The organism is Paenibacillus paridis (genome assembly GCF_006345825.1).
Taxonomy (GTDB): domain Bacteria; phylum Bacillota; class Bacilli; order Paenibacillales; family Paenibacillaceae; genus Pristimantibacillus; species Pristimantibacillus paridis.
On sequence record NZ_VCIX01000089.1, the window covers coordinates 189,756 to 213,104 of the forward strand.

At 49.7% G+C, this 23,349-nt stretch carries 19 protein-coding genes; 17 read left to right on the plus strand and 2 right to left on the minus strand.

Features of this window, described 5'->3' with window-relative positions; translation table 11 throughout:
- Positions 1 to 5: 5 nt before the first annotated feature.
- Complete coding sequence (locus FJQ58_RS19315; protein ID WP_139996368.1) at positions 6 to 737, minus strand: response regulator transcription factor; 732 nt, start codon at positions 735 to 737, stop codon at positions 6 to 8.
- A 255-nt stretch (positions 738 to 992) separates the two neighbouring features.
- Between FJQ58_RS19315 and FJQ58_RS19320 the strand changes: the two genes are divergently transcribed.
- The 11 genes from FJQ58_RS19320 (at position 993) to FJQ58_RS19370 (ending at position 15,089) form a co-directional block, all read left to right on the plus strand.
- Complete coding sequence (locus FJQ58_RS19320; RefSeq protein ID WP_139996370.1) at positions 993 to 2,315, plus strand: ABC transporter substrate-binding protein; 1,323 nt, start codon at positions 993 to 995, stop codon at positions 2,313 to 2,315.
- Positions 2,316 to 2,410: 95 nt separating this feature from the next.
- Positions 2,411 to 3,307 (plus strand): carbohydrate ABC transporter permease, encoded by an 897-nt coding sequence (locus FJQ58_RS19325; protein WP_139996372.1) that lies wholly within the window; start codon positions 2,411 to 2,413, stop codon positions 3,305 to 3,307.
- Entirely contained in the window at positions 3,304 to 4,143 is an 840-nt protein-coding gene (locus FJQ58_RS19330) for a carbohydrate ABC transporter permease (RefSeq protein ID WP_139996374.1), read from the plus strand. The genes FJQ58_RS19325 and FJQ58_RS19330 overlap by 4 nt, the downstream gene beginning before the upstream one ends.
- Positions 4,144 to 4,154: 11 nt before the next feature.
- Positions 4,155 to 5,546: a family 4 glycosyl hydrolase gene (locus tag FJQ58_RS19335; protein WP_139996376.1), complete on the plus strand. Its 1,392-nt coding sequence runs from the start codon at positions 4,155 to 4,157 to the stop codon at positions 5,544 to 5,546.
- Between the two features lie 260 nt (positions 5,547 to 5,806).
- Complete coding sequence (locus FJQ58_RS19340; RefSeq protein ID WP_139996422.1) at positions 5,807 to 6,664, plus strand: ABC transporter permease; 858 nt, start codon at positions 5,807 to 5,809, stop codon at positions 6,662 to 6,664.
- A gap of 13 nt (positions 6,665 to 6,677) precedes the next feature.
- Positions 6,678 to 7,559 carry a carbohydrate ABC transporter permease gene (locus FJQ58_RS19345; RefSeq protein ID WP_139996378.1) on the plus strand — a complete coding sequence of 294 codons (882 nt, stop codon included), beginning with the start codon at positions 6,678 to 6,680 and terminating at the stop codon, positions 7,557 to 7,559.
- Positions 7,560 to 7,598: 39 nt separating this feature from the next.
- Positions 7,599 to 9,299, plus strand: a complete 1,701-nt coding sequence (locus FJQ58_RS19350) for an extracellular solute-binding protein (RefSeq protein ID WP_238404181.1) — start codon at positions 7,599 to 7,601, stop codon at positions 9,297 to 9,299.
- 87 nt (positions 9,300 to 9,386) lie between these two features.
- The gene (locus FJQ58_RS19355; protein ID WP_139996380.1) at positions 9,387 to 11,153 is read left to right on the plus strand and encodes a cache domain-containing sensor histidine kinase; all 1,767 of its coding nucleotides are present in this window, start codon (positions 9,387 to 9,389) and stop codon (positions 11,151 to 11,153) included.
- The gene (locus FJQ58_RS19360; protein ID WP_139996382.1) at positions 11,128 to 12,762 is read left to right on the plus strand and encodes a response regulator; all 1,635 of its coding nucleotides are present in this window, start codon (positions 11,128 to 11,130) and stop codon (positions 12,760 to 12,762) included. Before FJQ58_RS19355 ends, FJQ58_RS19360 begins: the two co-directional genes overlap by 26 nt.
- 19 nt (positions 12,763 to 12,781) lie before the next feature.
- Entirely contained in the window at positions 12,782 to 14,338 is a 1,557-nt protein-coding gene (locus FJQ58_RS19365) for a family 43 glycosylhydrolase (protein ID WP_162341602.1), read from the plus strand.
- Positions 14,339 to 14,564: 226 nt separating this feature from the next.
- Positions 14,565 to 15,089: a DUF420 domain-containing protein gene (locus FJQ58_RS19370; RefSeq protein WP_139996386.1), complete on the plus strand. Its 525-nt coding sequence runs from the start codon at positions 14,565 to 14,567 to the stop codon at positions 15,087 to 15,089.
- 782 nt (positions 15,090 to 15,871) lie between these two features.
- Here FJQ58_RS19370 and FJQ58_RS19375 read toward each other — a convergent pair.
- Positions 15,872 to 16,795: an NAD(P)-dependent oxidoreductase gene (locus FJQ58_RS19375; RefSeq protein WP_274382332.1), complete on the minus strand. Its 924-nt coding sequence runs from the start codon at positions 16,793 to 16,795 to the stop codon at positions 15,872 to 15,874.
- Positions 16,796 to 17,022: 227 nt separating this feature from the next.
- Between FJQ58_RS19375 and FJQ58_RS19380 the strand changes: the two genes are divergently transcribed.
- From FJQ58_RS19380 to FJQ58_RS19405, 6 genes are all read left to right on the plus strand, one after another.
- Positions 17,023 to 18,372: a glucose-6-phosphate isomerase gene (locus FJQ58_RS19380; protein ID WP_139996390.1), complete on the plus strand. Its 1,350-nt coding sequence runs from the start codon at positions 17,023 to 17,025 to the stop codon at positions 18,370 to 18,372.
- 36 nt (positions 18,373 to 18,408) lie between these two features.
- Complete coding sequence (locus FJQ58_RS19385; protein WP_139996392.1) at positions 18,409 to 19,041, plus strand: YigZ family protein; 633 nt, start codon at positions 18,409 to 18,411, stop codon at positions 19,039 to 19,041.
- Positions 19,042 to 19,332: 291 nt separating this feature from the next.
- Positions 19,333 to 20,094, plus strand: coding sequence for a sulfate ABC transporter permease subunit CysT (cysT, locus tag FJQ58_RS19390; RefSeq protein WP_139996424.1), 762 nt, complete (start codon positions 19,333 to 19,335; stop codon positions 20,092 to 20,094).
- Complete coding sequence (locus FJQ58_RS19395) at positions 20,094 to 20,891, plus strand: sulfate ABC transporter permease (RefSeq protein WP_139996425.1); 798 nt, start codon at positions 20,094 to 20,096, stop codon at positions 20,889 to 20,891. The genes cysT and FJQ58_RS19395 overlap by 1 nt, the downstream gene beginning before the upstream one ends.
- Before the next feature lie 3 nt (positions 20,892 to 20,894).
- On the plus strand, positions 20,895 to 21,959 hold the full coding sequence (locus FJQ58_RS19400) for a sulfate/molybdate ABC transporter ATP-binding protein (protein WP_139996394.1): 1,065 nt from the start codon (positions 20,895 to 20,897) through the stop codon (positions 21,957 to 21,959).
- Between the two features lie 34 nt (positions 21,960 to 21,993).
- Positions 21,994 to 23,067 carry a sulfate ABC transporter substrate-binding protein gene (locus FJQ58_RS19405; protein ID WP_139996396.1) on the plus strand — a complete coding sequence of 358 codons (1,074 nt, stop codon included), beginning with the start codon at positions 21,994 to 21,996 and terminating at the stop codon, positions 23,065 to 23,067.
- Positions 23,068 to 23,349: the final 282 nt, after the last annotated feature.

Genomic DNA, 23,349 nt, shown 5'->3' on the forward strand with positions numbered 1-23,349 from the left:
TTCGATCATCCGTTCCTGAATTCGCTGGGTGTCTTGCCATAGAAGCTTTTGAACGTGCGGGTAAAGTTTTTGGCATTGCTGTAGCCGACCATTTCACTGATTTCGTAGGTTTTAAACTGGTTTTCCGAAATGAGCCGCATAGCGACCTTCATTTTTACTTGGATGAGATAATCGGTAAAATTTTGGCCGGTTTTTTGCTTGAACAAATAGCTCAAATAATTGGCATTCAAATAAACCTGTTTGGCCGCATCCTCTAGATTTGCGTCTTTATAATGGCTTTGGATATATGATTTTATCTGCGTAATGATGAGCCCTTCGTTGCCTGTGCCGGGCGGCGTTTGCTCCAGGGCGTGCTTGGCCGCTTCCAGCTCGTCTCTCAGGCTGCCGAATACGTCTAACAAAACCTGATATTTGGCAGGCTTCACGATATAGTTATTGACGCGGTACCGAAGCGCCTTCTGGGCATATTCGAACTCGCGGTAGCTGCTTAGAAAAATAACATGGATATTATGCTTCTGCTCATGAATGACCTCGGCAAGCTCAAGGCCGGACATGACAGGCATTTTGATATCGGTTAGGATGACATCGATTTTGTCATGGCTTTGAATGAAATTTAATGCTTCTTTGCCGTTTCCGCATTGGCCGATAATTTGAAATCCGACCTCCTGCCACGGAAAGTAGGAGGATAAAGCTTCCCTTGTGTCCGCCTCATCGTCGACTAGCAGCAGTTTGTACATCCCATCACCTCTCAACGGTGTATTCTCTCATTGCTGATATTGAAAGTATAGCACAGCAGGATCATGCTTTCGTGTTCAAGGAGAACGGGGGAGGCATCTAAGATAAAAATGATACTTTAGCCGATAAAATGATACTTCAGAAAGGGATTGCTCAAATAATGATACTTAAATCTAAGATTAGATGCCTTATGTAAATAATCAATCAATCCTATACTTTAGAAAGCGTTTCCAAGAAAACAAAAGGGAGAGGTTAACATGCAACGATTGAAAGGATTAAACGGTTTCATTGCTTTGATGCTCGTGTTCGCAATCATTATTTCGGGTTGTTCCTCCGGAAATAAGGATAAGGAGAATACAGGCAGCAGCCCCGATGAGAAGGTTACCTTGCGCTTTAGCTGGTGGGGAGGCGATGGCCGCCATGAAGCTACCCTTGCTGCTATTGATGCTTACAAGAAGGTAGCTCCGAACGTGACGATTGAGGCGGAATACCAGGGCTTTGACGGCTACGAGCAGAAGGTTAAAACACAGCTGGCCAGCGCCACGTCAGCCGATATTATCCAGCTTGACGTGCCATGGATGAAGGAATTGACGAAAAATGATTTTTTCCTCGATCTTCGTAATCAAGAGGGATTGTCGCTGGAGGGCTTCGATCAAGATTTTCTTAACAATTTCAGCGTTTATAACGACAAAATGGTAGCGCTCCCTTCCGGTGTAAATGCTTATGCGCTCGTCATTAACAAGACAGCAGCAGACAAGCTGGGCGTACCGACCGATATCCAGTGGGATTGGGATACCCTCTATGAAGAAGGCAAGAAGCTTCATGAAAAAGACAACACTAAATATTTGCTTCTAGCTGATCATGGCATGCTGATGCAGGATTTTACAAACATGTTGAAGCAGCGCACCGGAACCCAGTGGATCAATGAAGATTACACGCTCGGCTTTACGAAAGAGGAAGCTGCCGGTGCTCTGGAATGGATCGATAAGGCGATGAAGGCTGGCGTATATCAGCCGCTCGGAGAATCTGATTTATTTTTTGGCAAGACCGAACAGAATCCCAAATGGATTAATCAGGATATTCCGATCATCTCGGCGATGAGCAGCACGCTCTTGTCGCTTCGCTCGGTGCTGCCTGAGGGGGTTGAGGTCGTAACGGCCTTGCCGGCCATCGATAAAAATGCGAAAAACTCAGCCGTACTGGTAAGGCCTTCGCAGTTAATTGCCGTAAGCAGCAAGTCGAAGCATCCGGAAGAGTCCGTGAAATTTCTGAACTGGTTGATGAATGACGCAGAAGCCGCAGTTATCTTAGGCGATGTCCGCTCCATTCCCGCATCTGCCCCTGCGCAAAAAGCTGCGGTAGAGGCAGGCAAAATCGACGAAGCGATTACGAAGGCCGTCGAAATGGGCTTGAAAAACGCAGGCATCGTCGATAATGCTGTCGCTACGAACTCGGAGGTATCCGCTTTATTGCAGGACGTCATTGAGAAAGTCGCTTTTGGAAAGTTAACGCCAGATAAGGCCGCGCAAGAGCTTGTGAGCAGCCTGGAGAAGAAATTGAAAGAACTGCAAGGTAGATAATCGGACGTAAAAAACGGATAGCACGCCAGAGCTAAATGAGTTAAACCTTTGGCGTGCTCACCACGATTTTAGATAAAGAATAGGAGTGTGAGCCAGTGACCAGGAAGAAGCGCAGCTTTCGGTATATCGGACTTATCTATGTTCTTCCATGGATTTTGGGGCTGCTCATTTTTCAGTTGTATCCCTTCATCGCGTCATTTTATTATTCCTTGACGGATTACAACATGGTGAATGCCCCCAAATTCATTGGTTTGGATAATTATAAACAAATTTTCACGAATGATCCCGGCTTTACCCAAGCGTTAAAAGTAACGTCGATCTATGTGGTTCTTGCCGTGCCCGTGAAGCTTGCCTTCGCTTTATTCGTAGCCATTGTGCTTAGCGCCAAGCTAAAAGCGATTAATTTGTTTCGGACCGTCTATTACTTGCCTTCGATTCTTGGGGGAAGCGTGGCGATATCGGTGCTTTGGCGTTTCCTGTTCATGAAGGACGGCGTCGTCAACAGCATGCTGGCTAATGTCGGCATTCCATCGGTCGATTGGCTCGGCAACCCAGATATCGCGCTGTATACGCTTGGCTTGCTGTCGGTTTGGCAATTTGGTTCCTCAATGGTTTTGTTCCTGGCAGGTATCCAGCAAATTCCTAGCGACTTGTATGAGGCTGGATCGATCGACGGAGCTTCCAAGACCCGGATGTTCTTTAAAATTACCGTGCCGCTGCTGACGCCGATTGTTCTGTTCAATCTGGTCATGCAGATGGTCAACGCGTTCCAAGAATTCACAGGCGCCTTCGTTATTACGAGCGGCGGCCCAATGAAATCCACTTATCTCTATGCTTTGAAGCTGTATGAGGAAGCCTTCACCTTCTTTAAGATGGGGTACGCTTCAGCGCTGTCATGGGTCTTGTTCGCGATTATCATGGTCGTCACGGGCATTATTTTCAAAACCTCTAACCGCTGGGTCTACTATGAAGACGGGGGTAAAACCAAATGACGCACGCTAGCTCGAATAAGTGGTTGTCTTATGTACTGTTGACATTGTTAGGCTTTGTTATGATTTATCCGTTAATCTGGCTATTTGTATCATCGTTTAAGACGAATCAGGATATTTTCGGATCCAGCAAGCTATTTGCGGATACCTATGTTTGGAACTCCTATTCGTTGGGCTGGGCAGGCACTGGCCAATACGGCTTTCAGCAATTTTTTGTAAATACGCTTAAGCTGGTTCTGCCAACGGTCGTTCTGACGATCGTCTCGAGCGTTATCGTTGCTTACGGCTTTTCCCGATTTACGTTTCCGCTTCGGACGCTGCTGTTCTCCCTTATGATGGCGACGTTGATGCTGCCGGATGCTACCGTTATGATCCCGCGTTATATCCTGTTTAATAAGCTTGGCTGGCTGGATACTTATCTGCCGTTTATCGTACCGTCGGCTTTTGCTACCTCGGCATTTTTCATCTATATGCTTATTCAGTTTTTTCGGGGATTGCCAAGGGAACTGGATGAATCGGCGACCATCGACGGCTGCAATTCGTTTATGATTCTCATTCGGGTATTGCTGCCCTTGTGTAAGCCGGCTCTGTTCTCCGTGGGCATCTTTCAGTTCATCTGGACCTGGAATGACTTCTTTAATTCGATTATTTATATCAGCAGCGTAAAAAAATTCACGGTCTCGCTTGGCTTGCGCTTGTCGCTGGATGCCTCCTCGGCCGTTTCCTGGAACCAGGTGCTTGCGATGTCGGTTGTGAGCGTCGTTCCGTGCATATTGTTATTCTTTTTGGCACAGAAATATTTTGTTGAAGGCATTTCTACTACAGGATTAAAAGGATAAGGAGAAATGATATGAAACCGGATGACCAACGAAAAGAAAACGTTCAAATCGCTTATATCGGAGGAGGCTCCCGCGGCTGGGCTTGGGGATTGATGAGCGATCTGGCCGCAGAAAAAGAGCTTGCCGGAACCGTCAAGCTGTATGATATCCATCATGAAGCGGCCGCGCAAAATGCGGTCATCGGCAATCGGTTGTCGCAGGATGCGGACACGAAGGGCAAGTGGAGGTATGAGGCGGTGCCTGCATTGAAAGACGCTTTGCAAGGCGCGGATTTTATCATCATTTCCATATTGCCAGGAACCTTTGCAGAGATGGAATCGGATGTCCATCTGCCGGAAGAGTACGGGATTTATCAATCGGTAGGCGACACGGTGGGGCCCGGCGGGCTTGTCCGCGCGCTTCGCACCATTCCGCTATATGTCGAGATTGCGAATGCGATCAAACAACATGCGCCAGACGCGTGGGTCATCAATTATACGAACCCGATGACCTTATGCACGAGAACGCTTTACGAGGTGTTCCCGGAAGTGAAAGCCATCGGATGCTGCCACGAGGTATTTGGCACGCAGCAATTGCTCGCTTCCATGGTGGAGCATAAGCTGGGAATCGCTTCGGTTGATCGGCGCGAGATCAAGGTTAATGTGCTGGGCATCAATCATTTTACGTGGCTGGATCGAGCTTCTTACCAAGGGATCGATTTGTTCCCGCTTTACCGGGAGTTCGTTGAAGAGCATTATGCGGATGGTTATGAAGGCAAGAAGAAAGGCCACTGGCTCAACGATCATTTTGCTTCAGCACAGCGGGTTAAATTTGACTTGTTCCGGAAGTACGGCATGATTGCGGCGGCAGGCGACAGGCATTTGGCGGAATTTATGCCAGGCGAGCTTTATTTAAAAGACCCGGAAACGGTGCAAGGCTGGAAATTCAGCCTAACGAAGGTGGATTGGCGAAAGAAAAACCAGGCGGAGCTTTATGCCAAAGGCCAGCGGCTGGCAGCCGGCGAGGAAGCTTTTGTGGTCAAGCCTACCGGCGAGGAAGGCATCGAGATGATAAAAGCATTGCTCGGAATGGGCGAGTTGATTACGAACGTTAATATGCCAAATCGCGGACAGATCGAAGGTTTTCCGGCGGCAGCCGTCGTGGAGACGAACGCGGTATTCGGCTATAACCACGTCAGCCCGATTTTGGCTGGCAAGCTTACTCCCGAGGTGGAACAGCTCGTGCTGCCTCATGTAACGAATCAGGAGATGACACTTCAAGCCGCAATGAACAAAGACAAAGCCTTGGCTCTTCAGGCTTTCATGAACGATCCGCTGGTTAGGCTGACTGAGGAAGCGGGCGCAGAATTATTTGATAAAATGCTTCAGAACACGAAGGCGATGCTGCCTGGCTGGGAACTGTAGCAATAACGATAGGTTTAAAGCAACCCTCAAGCGACGGGGTTGCTTTTTTTTGTTCGAGCAGCAGATTCGCCGTCAGATAATCCCTAATATCGTGCTACCAATCTTAAAACATTGTTATATAAGGAGCAGGTGCAGCAGGACTACAATTAGTTTTGTAATCACCACCACAGACATAAACGAATGGGTCGGAAGGGGAGAACCAATTGAAACAGAGAGTTGCACGGAGGTGGAATTTCAAGCTGACTTGGCCGCTGCACGTGATGCTTGTGCCAGGGATCGTGCTCGTCCTTATTTTTGCCTACTTGCCGATGCTGGGACTCGTTATGGCATTTCAGGATTTCCAGCCGCAGCTAGGTTTCTTCCGGTCAGAATGGATTGGATTCGAGAACTTTAAGCTGATGTTCGAATATCCGGATGCCAGGCAGGTCATTTGGAATACCTTGCTAATTGCGGTCATCAAGATCGTGGCTCACCTCATCGTGCCATTGATATTTGCGCTGTTGCTTAACGAGGTTCGTAAAATGGTGTTCAAGCGTTTTGTGCAAACACTGGTCTATCTGCCGCATTTCTTGTCATGGGTTATTCTCGGCGGTATCCTCCTGGACATGCTGTCGACGGATGGAGGGCTTGTCAATCAGGCGCTTGGCTGGTTCGGCATCGAGCCAATCTTCTTCCTCGGCAACGGAGACTGGTTCCGGTTTACAGTCATTTTCAGCGATGTTTGGAAGGACTTCGGCTTCTCGACCATTATTTTTCTGGCCGCGCTCTCCGGCATTAATCCCGATTTTTACGAAGCGGCGCTTATCGATGGAGCCAATCGCTGGCAGCAAATGCTTAAAATTACGCTGCCTTCGCTCATCCCGATTACGATCGTGGTAGGGACGCTGTCGCTGGGCAACATTTTGAACGCAGGCTTTGATCAAATCTTTAACCTTTACAATCCGCTGGTTTATGAAAAAGGCGATATTATCGATACTTACGTGTATCGCGTAGGACTTATCGGTGGCGACTTTGGCTTTGGAACTGCGGTTGGCGTATTCAAGTCGTTAGTCAGTTTTATTCTGATCGTTATCTCGTACAGGCTTGCCTATAAGCTGGCCAACTACCGCATCTTCTAAAGGGGGGAGCTACATGCATCACCGTTCGCTTAGTTACCGTATTTTTTCAGTAGGCAATAACGTATTGCTGGCGCTTTTATCATTCCTTTGCATCGCTCCTCTTCTTCATGTGCTTGCGGTATCGTTCAGCTCATCGGCGGCCGCGGATGCCAACATCGTAAAGCTGTGGCCGATCGGTTTTTCGCTCGAGGCCTATAAGGTAACGTTAGCCAATGAGTATTTCATAGGTTCATTCTTTAATTCAATTACTCGAACCTTGCTTGGAACGGCCGTTGCGGTGGGCATGTCCATTCTGATCGGCTACTCGTTGTCCAAGGAAACCAATGAATTTAAAGGACGCAACGGGTATGCTTGGTTTTTCGTATTCACGATGCTATTCAGCGGCGGTTTGATTCCGGGCTACATGATCGTTCAAAAGCTTGGTTTGCTTAATTCGATCTGGGCGCTCGTGCTGCCAGGTGCCGTAAGCGTGTATAATACCATTTTGCTGATGAATTTCTTTCGGACCTCGGTACCAAAAGCGTTGGAGGAGGCTGCGTTCATCGACGGTGCAGGCCACTTTCGGGCATTATGGAGCATTTATTTGCCCATCTCGCTGCCTTCGCTGGCGACCATCTCGCTTTTTACAATGGTAGGGCACTGGAACGCATGGTTCGACGGTCTAATTTATATGACGCAATCGGAGAAGTATCCCATGTCAACGCTGCTGCAAACGCTGGTCGTCCAGCGCGATCTTAGCAGCATGAATGTAAACGCGGATGAAATGAAAGAGCTGTCGAACCGCACGGTCAAAACGGCGCAAATCTTCATCGCTACGCTGCCGATCATCGCCGTTTATCCGTTTTTGCAAAAGTTTTTTGTCAAGGGAATTGTGCTTGGTTCGGTAAAGGAATAGTTGGAACAATAAGTGAAAGAGGCGAAGGGGGAGCTTTTTTTGAAACAAGGATGGATAAAGCCGGTTGCTCTAATGACTACTTTAGTATTGAGTATGGGATTTCTCGGGGCTTGCGCAAGCTCGAACGGAGAAAATAAAGGGAAAAACGAAGTGAGCTCGAACAACCAGGCTGCTGCCAAAAGCGTGCTGGAAGCAGGCAAATTCAGCGAGCCGGTTAAAATGGATATCGTTCGCCAGATGACGAGTGACGTAAAATTCCGCACAGGCGAGGACATTAATAACAATCCTCATGTCACGTGGGCAAAAGAAGCCTTTAACATCGACCTAAATTACGTATGGACGGCGGACAGCAGTGCCATCGATACCAAGATCAGGCTGCTATTGTCAGCGAATGAAGACTTGCCGGACATCGTACAGTATCGCGGCTCTCAGGATGTGATCGATGCGCTAATTGATTCCGGCAAATTCGTCGAAGTGGGCGATCTGTTCGAGCAATATGCAAGCGACGCTTATAAATCAGCGATGGCCGAGGACGCAAGCGTATGGAACCCGTACGTCCGCGACGGCAAAAAATATGCGCTGCCTATTCTCGATTATGCCAACAACAACGATACGGTATTGTGGATCCGGGATGACTGGATGAAAAAATTCAACCTGCAGCCACCGGCTACCATTGCAGAGATGGAAACGATGATGGATATGTTCGCGAATCAGGACCCGGACGGCAATGGCAAGAAGGACACGGTTGGGCTTGCGGTAGGCTTGAAGAACGGGATGAACACATGGGGACTGGCGGATGCCGATTTTATTTTCGGCGCTTATGGCGTGATGCCGGGGCAGTGGAATGCAGGCAGCGACGGCAAGCTGGCCTATGGCTCGGTTCAGCCTGAAGTGAAGACGGCGCTGGGCAAGCTGAAGGAATGGATGGAGAAGGGTTATATTCATAAGGAAGCGGGCCTGCATGACGAAGGCAAGGCTGCCGAGTTGTTCTCTTCAGGCAAAGCCGGCATTGTCGCTGCTCCTTATTGGGCGGGCGGCTGGCCGCTGCCAGCGGTTAAGGAAGTGGATAAGAATGCGGATTACTCCGCATATCGGCTCCCGGCAGGGCCTGATGGGAAAATCGGACGTAGCCAATCGGGGGTAAGCAACGGGGTTGTTCTAATTAACAAAAACTATGAGCACCCGGAAGCCTTTTTCCTCTATGCTAACTATCTCTATGAGAATCAGGGCAATCCACAGGCCGGAAGCCCGCTTGAATACGGCTTTGAAGAGGGTTATGATTACTTGATTAAAGACGGCAAGCCGACGTGGGATGGAGCGCAGTTCCCGGCTGATCAGCCGATCATGAATCTGGGCAAGTATACGATTTTATTCGATGGCGCCCGCATTCCGTCGCTAATGATGAAGACGTTAAGCGATTTGGACGGCGGCAAGGAAGCGACAAGCGCGTTTGAGATGAAAGCAGCCATGGATATGGACAAGAACATTCACGCCGGCGCAGTTAACTATAGCCAGATTGAGTTCGCCATGCCAAACCTGTATAATGGCTCGCCTACGAAAACCTACAAGAAGCGCTGGGATTTCCTGAACAAGAGCGAGAAGGAAACCTTTAATAAAATCATTTACGGCGACAGCCCAATCGAAGCATTTGACACGTTCGTGGCACAGTGGAAGTCCTCCGGTGGCGACACGATTACAAATGAAGTCAATGAATGGTACGATTCGGTGAAAAGCAACTAAAAAGTGACATCGGGTTCAAGGCAGGCACCCGTTCCCCCGCTTGGGGGAATCGGTGCTTTTCCTTGTCGGGAGAGGGCGGCAAAGCCAGTGGAGAAGTCGAATATATTCAAAAAGATATTAGCCATAATGGCTTTGCTGCTCATTCCGTTTGTGGCGCTGTATACGTATTCCAATCAAGTCAGCGTTCGCGTTGTGCAGGAGGAGATTCAGCAAAATAACCGCAATAAGCTCTCGTTTCTCGTCGAGCAAATCAATGCTGAATTCGATAGATTCATGACCTCGGTCAATAATTTGGGCATTGAGCCGAGGGTAAAAGCTTTTAGCGCGATGAATTCGGAATCCAGCACCTACGAAACCTTTGAGCTAAAGCTGGAGCTGCAGGAGGAGCTGGAACGGCGCGGCAAAACGGGCGGCTGGTCGCACTCCTACTCGCTTTATGCGCCGCTCTCGGATGAGGTTGTCAGCACGCACGGCTCCATAACGTTTAAGAAGTTGTTTCGGGACGAGATCGTGAATCAGCCCGTTGACCCTTTTTTGTGGATATTCGAGCCCATGGACAACAATCGGGTTCCGGATTCGTTTGTATTCCGTACGGTTGAACCGTTGTCTGCATTTGATCGAACGAAGGATGCGGTTCTGATCGGAGAGATTCGTGTGGATGCCAAAAATCTCGGCGATATGCTCACGACTTTCAAATCGGACAGCTCAGGCGATCCCTTTCTTTACCATCCAGACTATGCGCCAATCGTCACCCGAACCGCCAATCTGGAGCGAATCGGCAAGCTGATTCCTGCTTTTGTAAAGGAAAGCGGAATGACCGAAGAGCAGGGAACCTTTATTGCCTCGCTTGATGATGAACGGTATATGGTCAACTATATTAAATCAGATACGATAGGCTGGTACTTAGTTGAATATGTACCGCTCGAGAGCATTTTGTATCCGATCACCTCAAGCCGCAATTGGTTTTGGATTTCGATGAGCGTGATCGCGATCGTAAGCGTATTGGCCGCTTTCCTGCTCTACAAGCATGTCCAAGTGCCGATACGCAAGCTGTTTCTAGCGGCAAAGCGGCTGCGAATGGGGGATTACACCGTCCGGGTGGACAGCGGGAAGAAGGACGAGTTCGGTTATTTATTCGATCAGTTCAACCTGATGAGCGAGCAGATTCAAAATTTAATCGACCGTGTATTCGAGGAAAAGCTGCGCTCCAGAGAAGCGACGCTAAAGCAGCTTCAATCGCAGATTAATCCTCATTTTTTATATAATTGCCTGTTTTTTATGAAAAATATGACCAGGCTTGGCGAGCATGATGCGGTAATGGCAATGGCGGTCAAGCTGGGCGAATATTTCCGATATACGACGCATGTGGACCAGCAGGATACCACTCTGCGGGATGAGATTAAGCTGATTAGCAACTACTTATCCATTCAAACGATGCGCATGAGCCGGATCCGCTTTGAAATCGAGATCCCGGAAACAATGGAGGAGCTCTCCTTGCCGCGGCTTATCCTTCAGCCTATCGTCGAAAATGCGATCATTCACGGCATCGAGCAGAAAGAGAACGCAGGCATGATTGCCATTCAAGGATTCGAAGAGCAGGGTCGCTTTGCTGTTGTAATTGACGATGACGGGATTGGCTTAACGGATGAGGAGTTGGCGCGGCTAAGGGAAACCATTAATACTCCCGGTGAAGCGCAGGGCAGCTGTGGCATGCTAAATGTTCATCAACGGCTTATTCACAAGTACGGCAAGCATTCAGGGCTGGAGCTGGGGCATTCCCCAACGGGAGGATTAAGAGTCATTGTACGTTGGAAGGAGGAGGACGAGGATGTACGAGATACTGATCGTGGATGACGAAAGGTCGGTTGTGGAAGGGGTTGCCGCAACGCTGCCTTGCGAGGAGCTTAAGATCGGCACGGTGCATAAGGCGTTTTCGGTCACTGATGCGCTTTCCATCATTCGACGGCATTCCGTAGACCTGATCATCACCGATATTCGAATGCCTGGCATTTCCGGTCTGGAGCTAATGGACAAGCTGAGGGAGGTTTCGCCGTCGACGCAATGTATTTTGCTTACGGGCCATGCGGAATTTGAGTATGCCAAACGCGCGATCAGCGGCGGTGCTTCGGACTATCTTCTCAAGCCAGTGAACGACGACGACTTGATTCGCGCTGTTGATAAGGCGCTGGGCACTGTCCAGAAGGAATGGGAAGAGCTTGTCTCGCGGGATAACACGCTGAGGACGATGCGGGACAACTTGCCGCTGCTTCGTAGGGACCTGCTGCTAGAGCTGCTGTTAGGGCATGCCATCGCAGGCGATGCTTTGGACGACAAGCTGGCTTCGCTTATGCTTCCATTCACTCAGGGAGACCATGCTGCGCTGCTGCTCATCCGGCTGGAGGAGCCATTCGTTCATTATGATTATAAGGATCGTACGCTCCTTGAATATGCCGTCAGCAACGTAGCCGAAGAGGTGCTTCGCGAGCACTGCCAGGTATGGTCCTGTAAGGAAGCACATGGTTATTTAGCTTTTGTGGTCAAAATTAACGTGGCCAAGGCGACGCGAGGCGTCCCGAGGCAAACGGCAAAAGAACAGCTAGAGCGGCTTGGCGAGCTCATCCAGCGGCAGGTAGAGACCTATCTCAAAGGCGCCGTATCGGTCGTGATCGGCGAGGAGGGATCTTTTCCAGAGCAGCTCGCGCTGTCGTATGGCAATGCGCTTGCAGCTTTCCGCAAGCATATCGGAAGAGGCAAAGGCTATTTGCTTCCGATTGGCGAGCACAGGGAGACATCGGCCATGCAGACGCTTAGGCAGCTATACGAGCCCCCGACGCTGCCGGATTTGCTTGAAGCGGGACGATGGGACGCGTTTGAGAAGAAGCTTGAGCTCATATTCAAGGAGCTCGAACAGGAATTCAGCAGCTCTGCGGAGCATGCCTTTGAGACCTTTTGCGCGGTGACGGGAGCATTAGCTTTTGTTGCCCACAAAAGCGGCTTTGGCTTATTTGACTTTTTGCCGCAGAATGAGCGGGCTTCGTTAAGTTTTGAATCGTTCGAAACGTTCAGCCAGCTGCGGGACAGTTTGTTTCGCTTGGCATCGCTCATGCGTTCATCGCTGGAGCGCGAGGCGGCGGACAGCCATTCCAAGCTGATCCACAAGGTTCACCGTTTTATCGAGGATCATTTGGACAAGCCGATTTCGCTGCAGATGATCGGGGAATGCGTGCATCTTCATCCGGTTTACGTCTCGCAAATGTACAAATCGGTGACCGGAGAGAGCCTCACGGATTATATGCTTCGGATTCGGATGGAGAAATCCGCCTATTTGCTCAAAACGACAAATTTGAAAATCTATGAAATCGGCAACAAATTCAGCTATCAGAACGCACCTTATTTTATTAAGCAATTCAAAAAGGTATACGGAATGACGCCTCAGGAATACAAGGATCAGCATTCCGTTTAATCGGGAGAGGATGAATGCAATGGGGAGCACGAAGCCGGTATATAACGGGAGAGCTTGGAAGGATACGGATGGCCAGGATATAAGGGCGCATGGCGGCTGGATGCTGCAGCAAGACGGATTTTATTATTGGTTCGGAGAGGACCGTTCGGATGGCAAAAAGGTGTCCTGCTATCGTTCAAGCGATTTAAAGGCTTGGGAGAATAGAGGAGCCGTTCTGACGCTGCAATCCAAGGTGCAGCCGACCTATTATCGAACCTCGCTCGATCTGTATCCGCCTGGACAAAGGGACACGGGCTACGGACAAGGAGCCGTCATTGAGCGTCCAAAGGTGCTTCGCAATGAGCTGACTGGGAAATACGTGATGTGGATGCATTGGGAGAATGGAAATAATTATCATGATGCCCGCTGCGCGGTTGCTACATGTGATACGATCGATGGCGAATATGTGTATCACGGCAGCTTCAATCCGATCGGCCACATGTCGCGGGATTGCACCGTATTTCAGGATGATGACGGTACGGCTTATTTTATGTCAGCCGCCAGAGACAATGCCGATTTGCTAATCTACCGCCTGTCGGATGACTATTTAAGCATCGATGAGCATGTGAAGACGCTATGGCCCGGACAGTACCGGGAAGCCCCGGCTATGATTAAGCGCGACGGCGTATATTTTCTGATTACGTCCGCCTGTACGGGGTGGCTGCCCAATCAGGGAGCTTACGCTTATTCGGACAGCCTAACCGGGAAATGGTCGCAGCTGCTGCCGTTTGGCGATACGACGACGTTTGACTCGCAGCCCGCTTTTATTGTGCCTCTTGAGGTACAAGGCAAGATGGAATACTTGTATGTAGGGGATCGCTGGGACCCTTCCAGCTACCATGATTCCTCGTATGTGTTTTTGCCGCTAAGCTTCCCTTCGGATAAGGAGATGAAGCTGGATTGGACAGACTGTGTCGCTTTGGGCGACTTTGGAGGCTCGAGCGAGCATTCCAAGCCAAGCGGCTTGCACCGAATTAAAAGCAGCGGCACGGAGCGTTATCTGGCTGCAGAAGCGGCAGAGGTTGGGAATGCTGACAATGCTGTCAAAGCGAGTCTGGATGATGACGGTGCTACAGTGGATGGGGAAAGCGGCGTTGTGGGTCGCGTGTTGTCTTACAAAGCGGATGAACAGAAATGGGTGTTGGAACAATCGGATGATGCCGGCTTTATTCTAATCAGAAGCTCGTCGAACGGACGTTATTTATCGGTGTCTAGTTCTACTGCTGAAATCGCAAGAACGACTAGCGTTAATGGTGCTAGTAATGGTGCTAGTTCTGATGCTGGTGAGGGTACTGGGGAAATTCAGGTTCAGCTGCTGCCGCAGCGGATTCAAGGCAGCAGTGAATGGGCGCTGGAGGACGCGGATCATGAAGGCAAGCTGATCATTCGAAATCGTTTGACGGGAAAAGTGCTCACCGCTAAGTCTGGGGCTGAAACTCCAACAGGACAGGTATCATTGTATGTACAGGATGAGGCCGAACATGATTACCGCAAGGGAAGGGACCCGCAGCGCTTTGAGATATTGAATGTTTTTTAATCAATCGTCGGTAATGCCATTTAGCCGTCGCGACCCAGCTCATGCAGAGCTGCAGTCGCGGCGTTTTTTGCTTAGGTGCGGAGGAAGGGGGAAACGCCAAAATTCGATTTTTCGTGACATCTGCGGCTGAAATCAAATTGATTTGGACCACGCAAATCGGATATGGTTAAGTAAGAAGGAAGCGTCCGTGGCTTAAGACGCGGTGCGCTTATGGGAGGCTAAGGACTTGAAAGAAAAAAACGTAGGACCCCTTGTTGCGATTTTGTCGTTGGTGCTGGTAGCGATCATTACGGTATTGTTCTTTTTGCCGGCTTATGATGGTGAGATTGGATTTGATGTGAAGCTGCTGCCGCTGCTTAATGCGATTTTCAATTGCTTTACCTTTATCGCGCTGGTCGTTGCGTTAGTTGCGATTTTAAAGAAAAATGTTCGACTTCACCGTGCGTTTATTGGGGCGGCATTTACTTCTACGACGCTGTTTCTTGTTTCCTACGTCACTTACCATTACTTGACGGAATCAACGAAATACGGCGGAGAAGGCGCATTGCGTTCCATTTACTTTTTTGTACTGCTGACGCATATCTTGCTGGCCATTGTGGTCGTGCCGCTTGCTTTGCTCTCCGCTGTCCGCGGCCTTCAAATGAAAGTGGACAAGCATCGCAAAATTGCAAGATGGACGATGCCGATCTGGCTTTACGTCAGCTTCACAGGCGTTGTCGTGTACCTGATGATTTCGCCCTATTACTCCTAAGAATGCGGCGATGCAAGTCAGCTCATTCTTGAAAGGCCAAGCAAAAGCGAATTTGTCATCGACGCGCGATTTTATTGCAGTATACGCCTGATTAGCTGCCCTGTTCCATCTTTAACGGGAGATCAACGCGGTACCGGTTGGAGAATCCTCAATTGAGGCGCTTATCAGCTACTTTCCAAGTGAGCGCTTAGCCACTCATTTAGACTGGGAGCACATTAGATCTAAAAAATAGACCTATTTTGCTCAAATCAGCTCAAATGGAAGAAATAGGTCTAAAAAGTAGATCTAAAGATCCCTGTTGCAGCCAATTTGGCCTTTAAACGCTGGATGGGAGCACATTAGATCTAAAAAATAGACCTATTTTGCTCAAATCAGCTCAAATGGAAGAAATAGGTCTAAAAAGTAGATCTAAAGATCCGTGTTGCAGCCAACTTGGCCTTCAAACGATGGAGTGCGAGGAGTTTGCGAGCAGCTAGATTGAAGAAGCCCGATGGGGCTTCTTTTTTCTGAATATTGGTTATTCTGACAAGCTGCGTTAGAGGGTGGGGAGTTACGGAGTAGGACGAGTAGCAGCTATAGCAGCTACTCGTCCTAACTGTCGTAAGTAGAAGTATTAAGAATGAGTACCCAAAGCTCATTGTTTTAAGATTATTTTTCTTACGAGCGTGAGAAAAAGGAAGCTCCCGATCGGCCAGAGGTTTCACGGACAGCTTCTGCTTAATATCAACCATAGACTGCTGGAACAGCTCACTCACTCACAGTTCACACAACAACCAATAAGGTTAGTTTTCCTTAAGGCTCGGTCCGCCGCTGAGCTTGCGACCGATCCAGTGCTCATAAGCTTGTCCAACGCTGGACATATCCAGTGCGCCAAAGCCCATAGCATCTCCAACTTGGAACAGGCTTTTGGAAGCTTCGAGAAGCGGCGTAGGCACGTTCAGACTGTCGGATAGGACGGAAGACAGCCTCAGGTCCTTCAGCATCAGCTCGAGCGAGAATTGAACGTCATAGTTGCCCTCGAGCAGCTTCGGCCCTTTCATCTCGGCAGCCTTGCTTGCTGCGCCGCCGGATTGGACAAGCTCAACAAAAGCGCTGCCGTCGATGCCGCCGCTTGCCGCGATGGCCATACCCTCTGCTAGGGCGACGACGTTGATGCCAACGATGGTGTTGTGCGCGAGCTTGGCGATCGAGCCGCTGCCGTTTGGCCCCATCGGAATGACCTTGCGACCCATGGCAAGCAGGATATTTTCAACCTCGCTTAGCTTACCGGCGTCGCCGCCGACCATAAAGACGAGCGTGCCGCCCTCGGCTGCCGGTTTGCTGCCCGTCACCGGCGCATCAAGGAACGCCGCACCAATCGCCTCCGCCGCAGCCGCTAGCTCCTTGGCAAGCGTTGGCGAAATCGTGCTGCTGTCAATGAGCGTCGTTCCGCTGCGCGCACCGGCGAAGATGCCATGTTCGCCCCAGTAAACCTCGCGAATCGCCGCGTCGTTGCTGATCATGGTGATGACGACATCCGAAACGGCTGCTACGGCTGCTGGTGTTTCAAGCACAGCAGCGCCAAGTGCTTGCAGCGTGTCCGCTTTGCCAGGCGTACGGTTGTATACCGCTACCTCGAAGCCTTTGCGCAATAAATTGGCTGCCATCTCAATTCCCATAACGCCTAACCCGATAAAGCCGATCTTTTTCATATTTATTTCCTCCACTTTAGATTGTGTTTTATTTGATTATACAGACTCTTCATCAAGAATTCATGGTTTGTTGCTTGTTTTTATAAGGTAAATCCGATATTGTAGATGCTAAGTTGAAAAGCATTATCAAGCTTTTATTTCAAGTTTGCCCTATAAGAAGCAGCCCGTATCCTCAGCCTTACAGCTATTAGCGTCCGGAGACGCTGCGTTGCTTCACAAAATTTTAGGAGGTTTACATTTACATGAGCAAAACAGTTCAGTTTGACTACAGCAAAGCGCTGACATTCGTCGGCAAGCATGAAATCGATTATTTGGCGGAATCCGTTCGCCTCGCGCATGAGCAACTACATAACGGCACGGGTGCCGGTTCAGATTACCTTGGTTGGATCGATCTTCCGACTAACTACGATAAAGAAGAGTTTGCACGCATCCAGAAGGCTGCCGAGAAAATCAAATCCGACTCCGAAGTGTTGATCGTAATCGGTATCGGCGGTTCCTACTTGGGCGCTCGCGCAGCTATTGAAGCGTTGTCGCATTCTTTCTATAATATCCAAACCAAAGAGCAGCGCAAAACGCCGCAAGTGTTGTTCGCAGGAAACAACATCAGCTCCACTTATGTGAATCACCTGCTTCAATTGGTGGAAGGCCGCGACTGGTCGATCAACGTCATCTCCAAATCCGGTACGACAACGGAGCCTGCGATCGCATTCCGCGTATTCCGCGCAGCGCTTGAGAAGCAATATGGCAAGGACGAAGCACGCAAACGCATTTATGCAACAACGGACAGCGAGAAGGGTGCCCTTAAGAAGCTGTCTTCCGAAGAAGGCTACGAATCGTTTATTATTCCTGACGATGTAGGCGGCCGTTATTCCGTGCTTACAGCGGTAGGCTTGCTGCCGATCGCAGCTGCTGGAATCGACATCGAGTCCATTATGAAGGGCGCAGCGGACGCTTCCAAAGAGTACAGCAATCCGAACCTAGCCGAAAATGAAGCCTACCAATACGCGGCAGCACGCAACGCGTTGTACCGCAAAGGCAAAGCGACTGAGATTCTCGTCAACTACGAGCCGTCATTGCACTTTGTTTCAGAATGGTGGAAACAGCTATTTGGCGAAAGCGAAGGCAAGGACTTTAAAGGTATCTTCCCGGCAGCGGTAGATTTCTCGACTGACCTGCACTCAATGGGACAGTTTATCCAAGAAGGTAACCGTAATATTTTTGAGACAGTTATTCAAGTACAAGAAGTGTCTGAGCACATCACGATCGAACACGATGCAGCAGATTTGGACGGCCTAAACTTCTTGACTGGCAAAACGATGGACTTCGTTAACAAGAAGGCCTTTGAAGGAACGCTGCTTGCCCATACGGATGGACAAGTTCCGAACTTTATCGTCAACATCAAAGACATGTCGCCATACACGTTCGGGTACCTGGTCTATTTCTTCGAGAAAGCATGCGCAATCAGCGGTTATCTGATGGGTGTTAATCCGTTCGACCAACCGGGCGTTGAAGCATACAAAAAGAACATGTTCGCATTGCTTGGCAAACCAGGCTTCGAGAAAGAAAAAGCCGAGCTGGAAGCAAGGCTGTAACAGGCCGGCTTGATCGGTACACGGGAGTTTTAGCTTATGCTTGATAAGTATAGAACGGTAAGACAGCAGGCGAACGCCGAGATCGTTATCAAAAAATCGCGTTTCATCGGCTACGCCAAACCCGTAGAGTCGGAAGAGGAAGCGGTCGCGTTCATCAATGAAATCAAGCAGCTGCATAAGCAGGCAACGCATAATTGCTCTGCTTATATGGTTGGCGAGCGCGACCAGTTCCAGAAGGCTTCCGATGACGGCGAGCCAAGCGGAACGGCGGGGAAGCCGATTCTTGAGGTGATCAAGCATAAGGGGCTGAAAAATATCGCGGTCGTTGTGACGCGTTATTTCGGCGGCATTATGCTAGGGGCTGGCGGACTCGTGCGAGCCTATACCGATGGCGCGGTGGCGGGCATTGAAGCAGCCGAAGAGATTGTGAATGTACTCCACAAGGAAATATTCGTGGACGTGGACTACACATGGTACGGCAAGCTGGAGAATGTGCTGCACGGAAAAGGCACGCGCGTTGGCGGGACGGACTTTACGGACCGAGTCGTCGTACGCTGCTTGCCAGAAGCACCGGAAGCGGATGCTTTTACCGCATGGATCACCGATTTGACGCAAGGGCAAGCCTACATTACTGAAGGCGAGCTTGTCTATTATATTGAAGGTGAATAAAAGAAGAGGAGGATCGGCCGATGCCGATTCTCCTCTTCTTTTTGCGTTCAGCGAATGACGCATAAACAAGCTTCATAAGAAAATGCTATGAAAGCGATTAGATTATCTAAATTTAGCATTGACTTAATCCCAGTTTGGATGCTACATTATTAATACCTAGTAACCTAATGGGAATTATGATTTTAGATGCTTTGCTACACCTACGGCACGAGCCGATGGTCTGGAGGTTAAGTCACAGTGAATGCTTTGTTTCGTGGGAAAGGGTGGAGCTTCGGCTTTCGGAGCGCCATTATGCTTTATTTTGTCATCCTTATCGTCTTACCTATCTTCGGCATTTATACGCAATCCTTCTCGCTTGGATGGACCCCTTTCTGGGAAAGCATTTCCGACCCACTTGCTTGGAAAGCGGTGCTGCTTACAGTGAAGCTGGCGGTCATCGCCACGGTTCTGAACATGTTTCTTGGAACGATGATTGGCTGGGTGCTTATTCGTTACCGCTTCCCCGGCCGTCGTTTTCTGAACAGTCTCGTGGATTTGCCATTCGCCCTGCCGACAGCGGTAGGCGGGCTGATGATTCTGCTGCTGCTTGGACCTAACAGCCTCGTTGGCGGCTTAGCCCAGAAGATTGGCATTGAAATTGTTTTCCATGAACCTGCGATTGTGGTCGCCATGCTGTTCGTTACCTTCCCTTTCGTCATTCGCGCGATTCAGCCGCTGCTTGAGGAAATGGACAAATCGGAGGAAGAAGCAGCTTATACGCTTGGCGCTACGCGCACAAAAACGTTTTTTAGCGTAATTTTTCCAACGATGCTGCCAGGTATTTTAAGCGGGGCCATGTTGGCCTTCTCCCGAGGAGTCGCGGAGTTTGGCGCTGTCGTGCTCGTTGCGGGCAACATTCCAGGCAAAACCTTGATCGCCTCGGTTTATATTTTCGGAGAAATTGAAAGCAGTAATCCGCAGGGAGCGGCCGCCGTATCGGTGCTGCTGCTGACGCTATCCTTCCTCATTCTTTGGACGGTTAACCTCATTCAAGGCAGGAGGGGTGGCCAATGATGAGAAGACTGTGGATTACATTAACCTATATCGTGTTTGGACTGCTGCTTATCGCGCCGCTCATCAAGATTTTTACAGGCTCGTGGGCGGATGGTTGGGACGGCTTCATCCAGGGCATTACGAGGCCTCAGTCACTGCATGCGCTCATGATGACCGGCATTATCGTTGTTGTGGTAACCGCATTGAATACCATTTTCGGTATCATGCTGGCCATGTATCTGGTCCGTGCAGAATGGATTGGAAAAAAGCTAAAGAGATTGCTTAACAGCCTTGTTGATTTGCCTTTCGCCGTATCGCCAGTCATCGGCGGGTTGATGATCGTGCTTATATTGGGACCAAATACGATCATCGGCACCATGTTTGAGGATGCGGGCTTCAAAATTGTTTATGCCCTCCCGGGTATGATTCTGGCAACCTTGTTCGTGACCTTCCCGCTTATGGTACGCGAGGTTATGCCTGTGCTGCAGGAAATCGGGGCCCAGCAGGAGGAAGCGGCGTCTACGCTTGGCGCGTATTCATGGTATACCTTTTGGAAGGTGACTTGGCCATCGATTCGGTGGGGGGTTATCTATGGCGTTGTATTGACGGTCGCTCGCTCGCTTGGCGAGTTTGGCGCCGTGCTCGTCGTATCGGGAAACATTATGAACAAAACGCAAACTGCGACTACGCTCGTTTATCAGGATGTTGAAAATTTTAACGTTGTTGCTGCCAACGGCGTTGCCCTTGTCCTAGCGGCGTTTTCCGTCGGATTGCTGCTGCTCATGGAATGGGCGAAAAAACGAAAGGAAGTGCATTAAGCCATGCATATTGAAGTACGGAACTTAAACAAAAACTTTGGCGATTTTCATGCAGTGAAGGATGTAAGCTTTGAAATCGAAAAAGGACATCTGATTGGCTTGCTCGGTCCGAGCGGCGGCGGCAAAACGTCCATACTTCGTATGCTGGCGGGGCTGGAGTCTCCTTCCTCCGGCGATATTATCTTCCATGGCAAACGCGTGAACGACCTGCCGCCGCAGGAGCGCGGCATCGGCTTCGTGTTCCAAAACTATGCGTTGTTCAAGCACATGACCGTGTATGACAACATCGCCTTCGGACTGAAAGTGAAGAAGCAATCGAAGGAGCAAATTCGCGAGCGCGTCATGTATCTGGTTGAACTGACCGGCCTCAAAGGCTTCGAGCACCGTTATGCGCACCAGCTCTCCGGCGGACAGCGGCAGCGGGTAGCCTTCGCAAGAGCGCTTGCTCCTGAACCGCAGCTCCTTTTGCTTGATGAGCCGTTCGCTGCGATTGACGCGAAAATCCGTACGGAGCTTCGCACCTGGCTGAAGGAAATGATCGAGCGCGTCGGCATTACGTCGATCTTCGTCACGCATGACCAGGAGGAAGCGATTGAAGTAGCGGATGAGATTATGATTATTAGCAAGGGCAAGCTGGAGCAGAAGGGCAGCCCATGGGATATTTATAAAAGTCCGGAGACACCGTTTGTTGCAAGTTTTATCGGGGAATCGACGATCGTGGACAACATCTCGGAGCTTAAAGGTTTTGATGATGCGGCCAGCCGTCCGGGCACGAAAGCGCTCATTCGCCCGGAATATATCGAGATCGGCAAGCCGGGAGAAATTAAGTTGGCTTCCGCGACGCTGCAAGGCAAAGTGAAGCAGCTGCATTTCCGCGGCAGCGAATGGATGGTCGAGCTGCTCGTCGGCGACACGAAGCTGATCACGTACCGCTCGCTTGAGAAGGAAGTGCTGCATCCGGGCGACCGGGTAGACGTGCTTGTGCACCGTGCTTATTTGTTCAACGACAATGACAGCTGGATTGCGGAGAACACCTTGAAGGTCGATCCGATGCCTATTCATATTTAACCAATAAGCGACGTAGAAAGAGTTGTATGCGAACATGAAATTATATCGATCAACAAGTCAGCGCATGCTCGTGCTGCTGCTTGCTGCGGTGCTGTTGCTGGTTGCAGCAGGCTGCGGCAAGGATGGGCAGACGGGCGGAAATGCGGCTGGGTCTACCGTACAAGACGGCGATGTAACCCTTGTCATCGGTGCATATTCGGTAGTGAAGGATGCTTTTGCAGAGCTGCTTCCCGCATTCCAAGCGTATTGGCTGCAGGAAACCGGGCAGAAGGTTACTTTTCAGGAGTCGTATGAAGCTTCCGGCACACAAGCACGCGCGATTGCCGGAGGCTTCGAAGCCGATGTCGCGATCCTCGCGATGGAAGGTGATTTGGACAAAATCGCCGATGCAGGCTTCATTACGCATGATTGGAAGTCGGCGCAGGGCAGCGGCGGAATGATTACGAACTCCATAGTAGTATTGGGAACCCGTGCAGGCAATCCGCTCGGTATTCAGGATTGGGATGACTTGACGCGGAAGGGCGTTAAGGTGCTGTATCCAAATCCAAAAACATCGGGCGGAGCGCAGTGGGATATCAATGCGATTTATGGAGCGGGATTGAAGCAATCCGAGATGAAGAACGGGACGAAAGACGAAGCCTATGCCAAAAGCTTTCTAAAATCTGTGCATGCGAACGTGGAATCGCTAGATAAGAGCGGACGGGCATCGATGGCGGCTTTTGAGTACGGCGTGGGCGATGTGATTGTCACGTATGAGAACGAATTGCTTGCCCGGATCAAGAAGGGCGTAAACTACGATATCGTCGTTCCAAAGAGCACGATCCTAATCGAGAACCCGGCTGCTATTGTGGACAAAAATGCAGATAAGCATGGCACACGCAAGGTGGCCGAGGCTTTTATTGCCTATTTGCATAGCGAAGCAGCACAGCGTCTCTTCGTAGAACACGGCTTCCGGGCGGTGGATGAAAAGGTGGCGGCGGATACGAAGGATCGTTACACCGTTCCGGAGGAGCTTTTTGACATTTCGTATTTAGGAGGCTGGCCTGAGGTCAGAAAAAACCTTTATTCGAAAAAAGGCGTCTGGTATCAGGTGCTCGCCGATTTGTAACCCTATCGAATGAACTTGAAGTGTTGACTTAGATGGATTTTCTCCCTCTAAATTAATCGGATTTTGAGATTTCGAGGCAATTAGAAGGAATTTGTCCCTTTAATTCTAGATAATATGCCGAAAATGACGGGAAATGGATGAATTAACGGGAGCAATTCCCTTTAATTCGCTCGCCCAGCAGATAACGCTATTTTAGCGGGAGGAATTCCACTAGCGTTGCATCAACACTAACATAGAAAAAAGCATGGATGACCATTTATTAATAACTAATCAAAATCTGAA

Coding starts and splice junctions, on each gene's coding strand:
- FJQ58_RS19330 (WP_139996374.1), top strand. CDS start 3,304: ATGACGCACGCTAGCTCGAATAAGTGGTTGTCTTATGTACTGTTGACA.
- FJQ58_RS19340 (WP_139996422.1), top strand. CDS start 5,807: ATGCTTGTGCCAGGGATCGTGCTCGTCCTTATTTTTGCCTACTTGCCG.
- cysT (WP_139996424.1), top strand. CDS start 19,333: ATGCTTTATTTTGTCATCCTTATCGTCTTACCTATCTTCGGCATTTAT.
- FJQ58_RS19360 (WP_139996382.1), top strand. CDS start 11,128: ATGTACGAGATACTGATCGTGGATGACGAAAGGTCGGTTGTGGAAGGG.
- FJQ58_RS19320 (WP_139996370.1), top strand. CDS start 993: ATGCAACGATTGAAAGGATTAAACGGTTTCATTGCTTTGATGCTCGTG.
- FJQ58_RS19405 (WP_139996396.1), top strand. CDS start 21,994: ATGAAATTATATCGATCAACAAGTCAGCGCATGCTCGTGCTGCTGCTT.
- FJQ58_RS19385 (WP_139996392.1), top strand. CDS start 18,409: ATGCTTGATAAGTATAGAACGGTAAGACAGCAGGCGAACGCCGAGATC.
- FJQ58_RS19380 (WP_139996390.1), top strand. CDS start 17,023: ATGAGCAAAACAGTTCAGTTTGACTACAGCAAAGCGCTGACATTCGTC.
- FJQ58_RS19335 (WP_139996376.1), top strand. CDS start 4,155: ATGAAACCGGATGACCAACGAAAAGAAAACGTTCAAATCGCTTATATC.
- FJQ58_RS19400 (WP_139996394.1), top strand. CDS start 20,895: ATGCATATTGAAGTACGGAACTTAAACAAAAACTTTGGCGATTTTCAT.
- FJQ58_RS19315 (WP_139996368.1), bottom strand. CDS start 737: ATGTACAAACTGCTGCTAGTCGACGATGAGGCGGACACAAGGGAAGCT.
- FJQ58_RS19345 (WP_139996378.1), top strand. CDS start 6,678: ATGCATCACCGTTCGCTTAGTTACCGTATTTTTTCAGTAGGCAATAAC.
- FJQ58_RS19365 (WP_162341602.1), top strand. CDS start 12,782: ATGGGGAGCACGAAGCCGGTATATAACGGGAGAGCTTGGAAGGATACG.
- FJQ58_RS19395 (WP_139996425.1), top strand. CDS start 20,094: ATGAGAAGACTGTGGATTACATTAACCTATATCGTGTTTGGACTGCTG.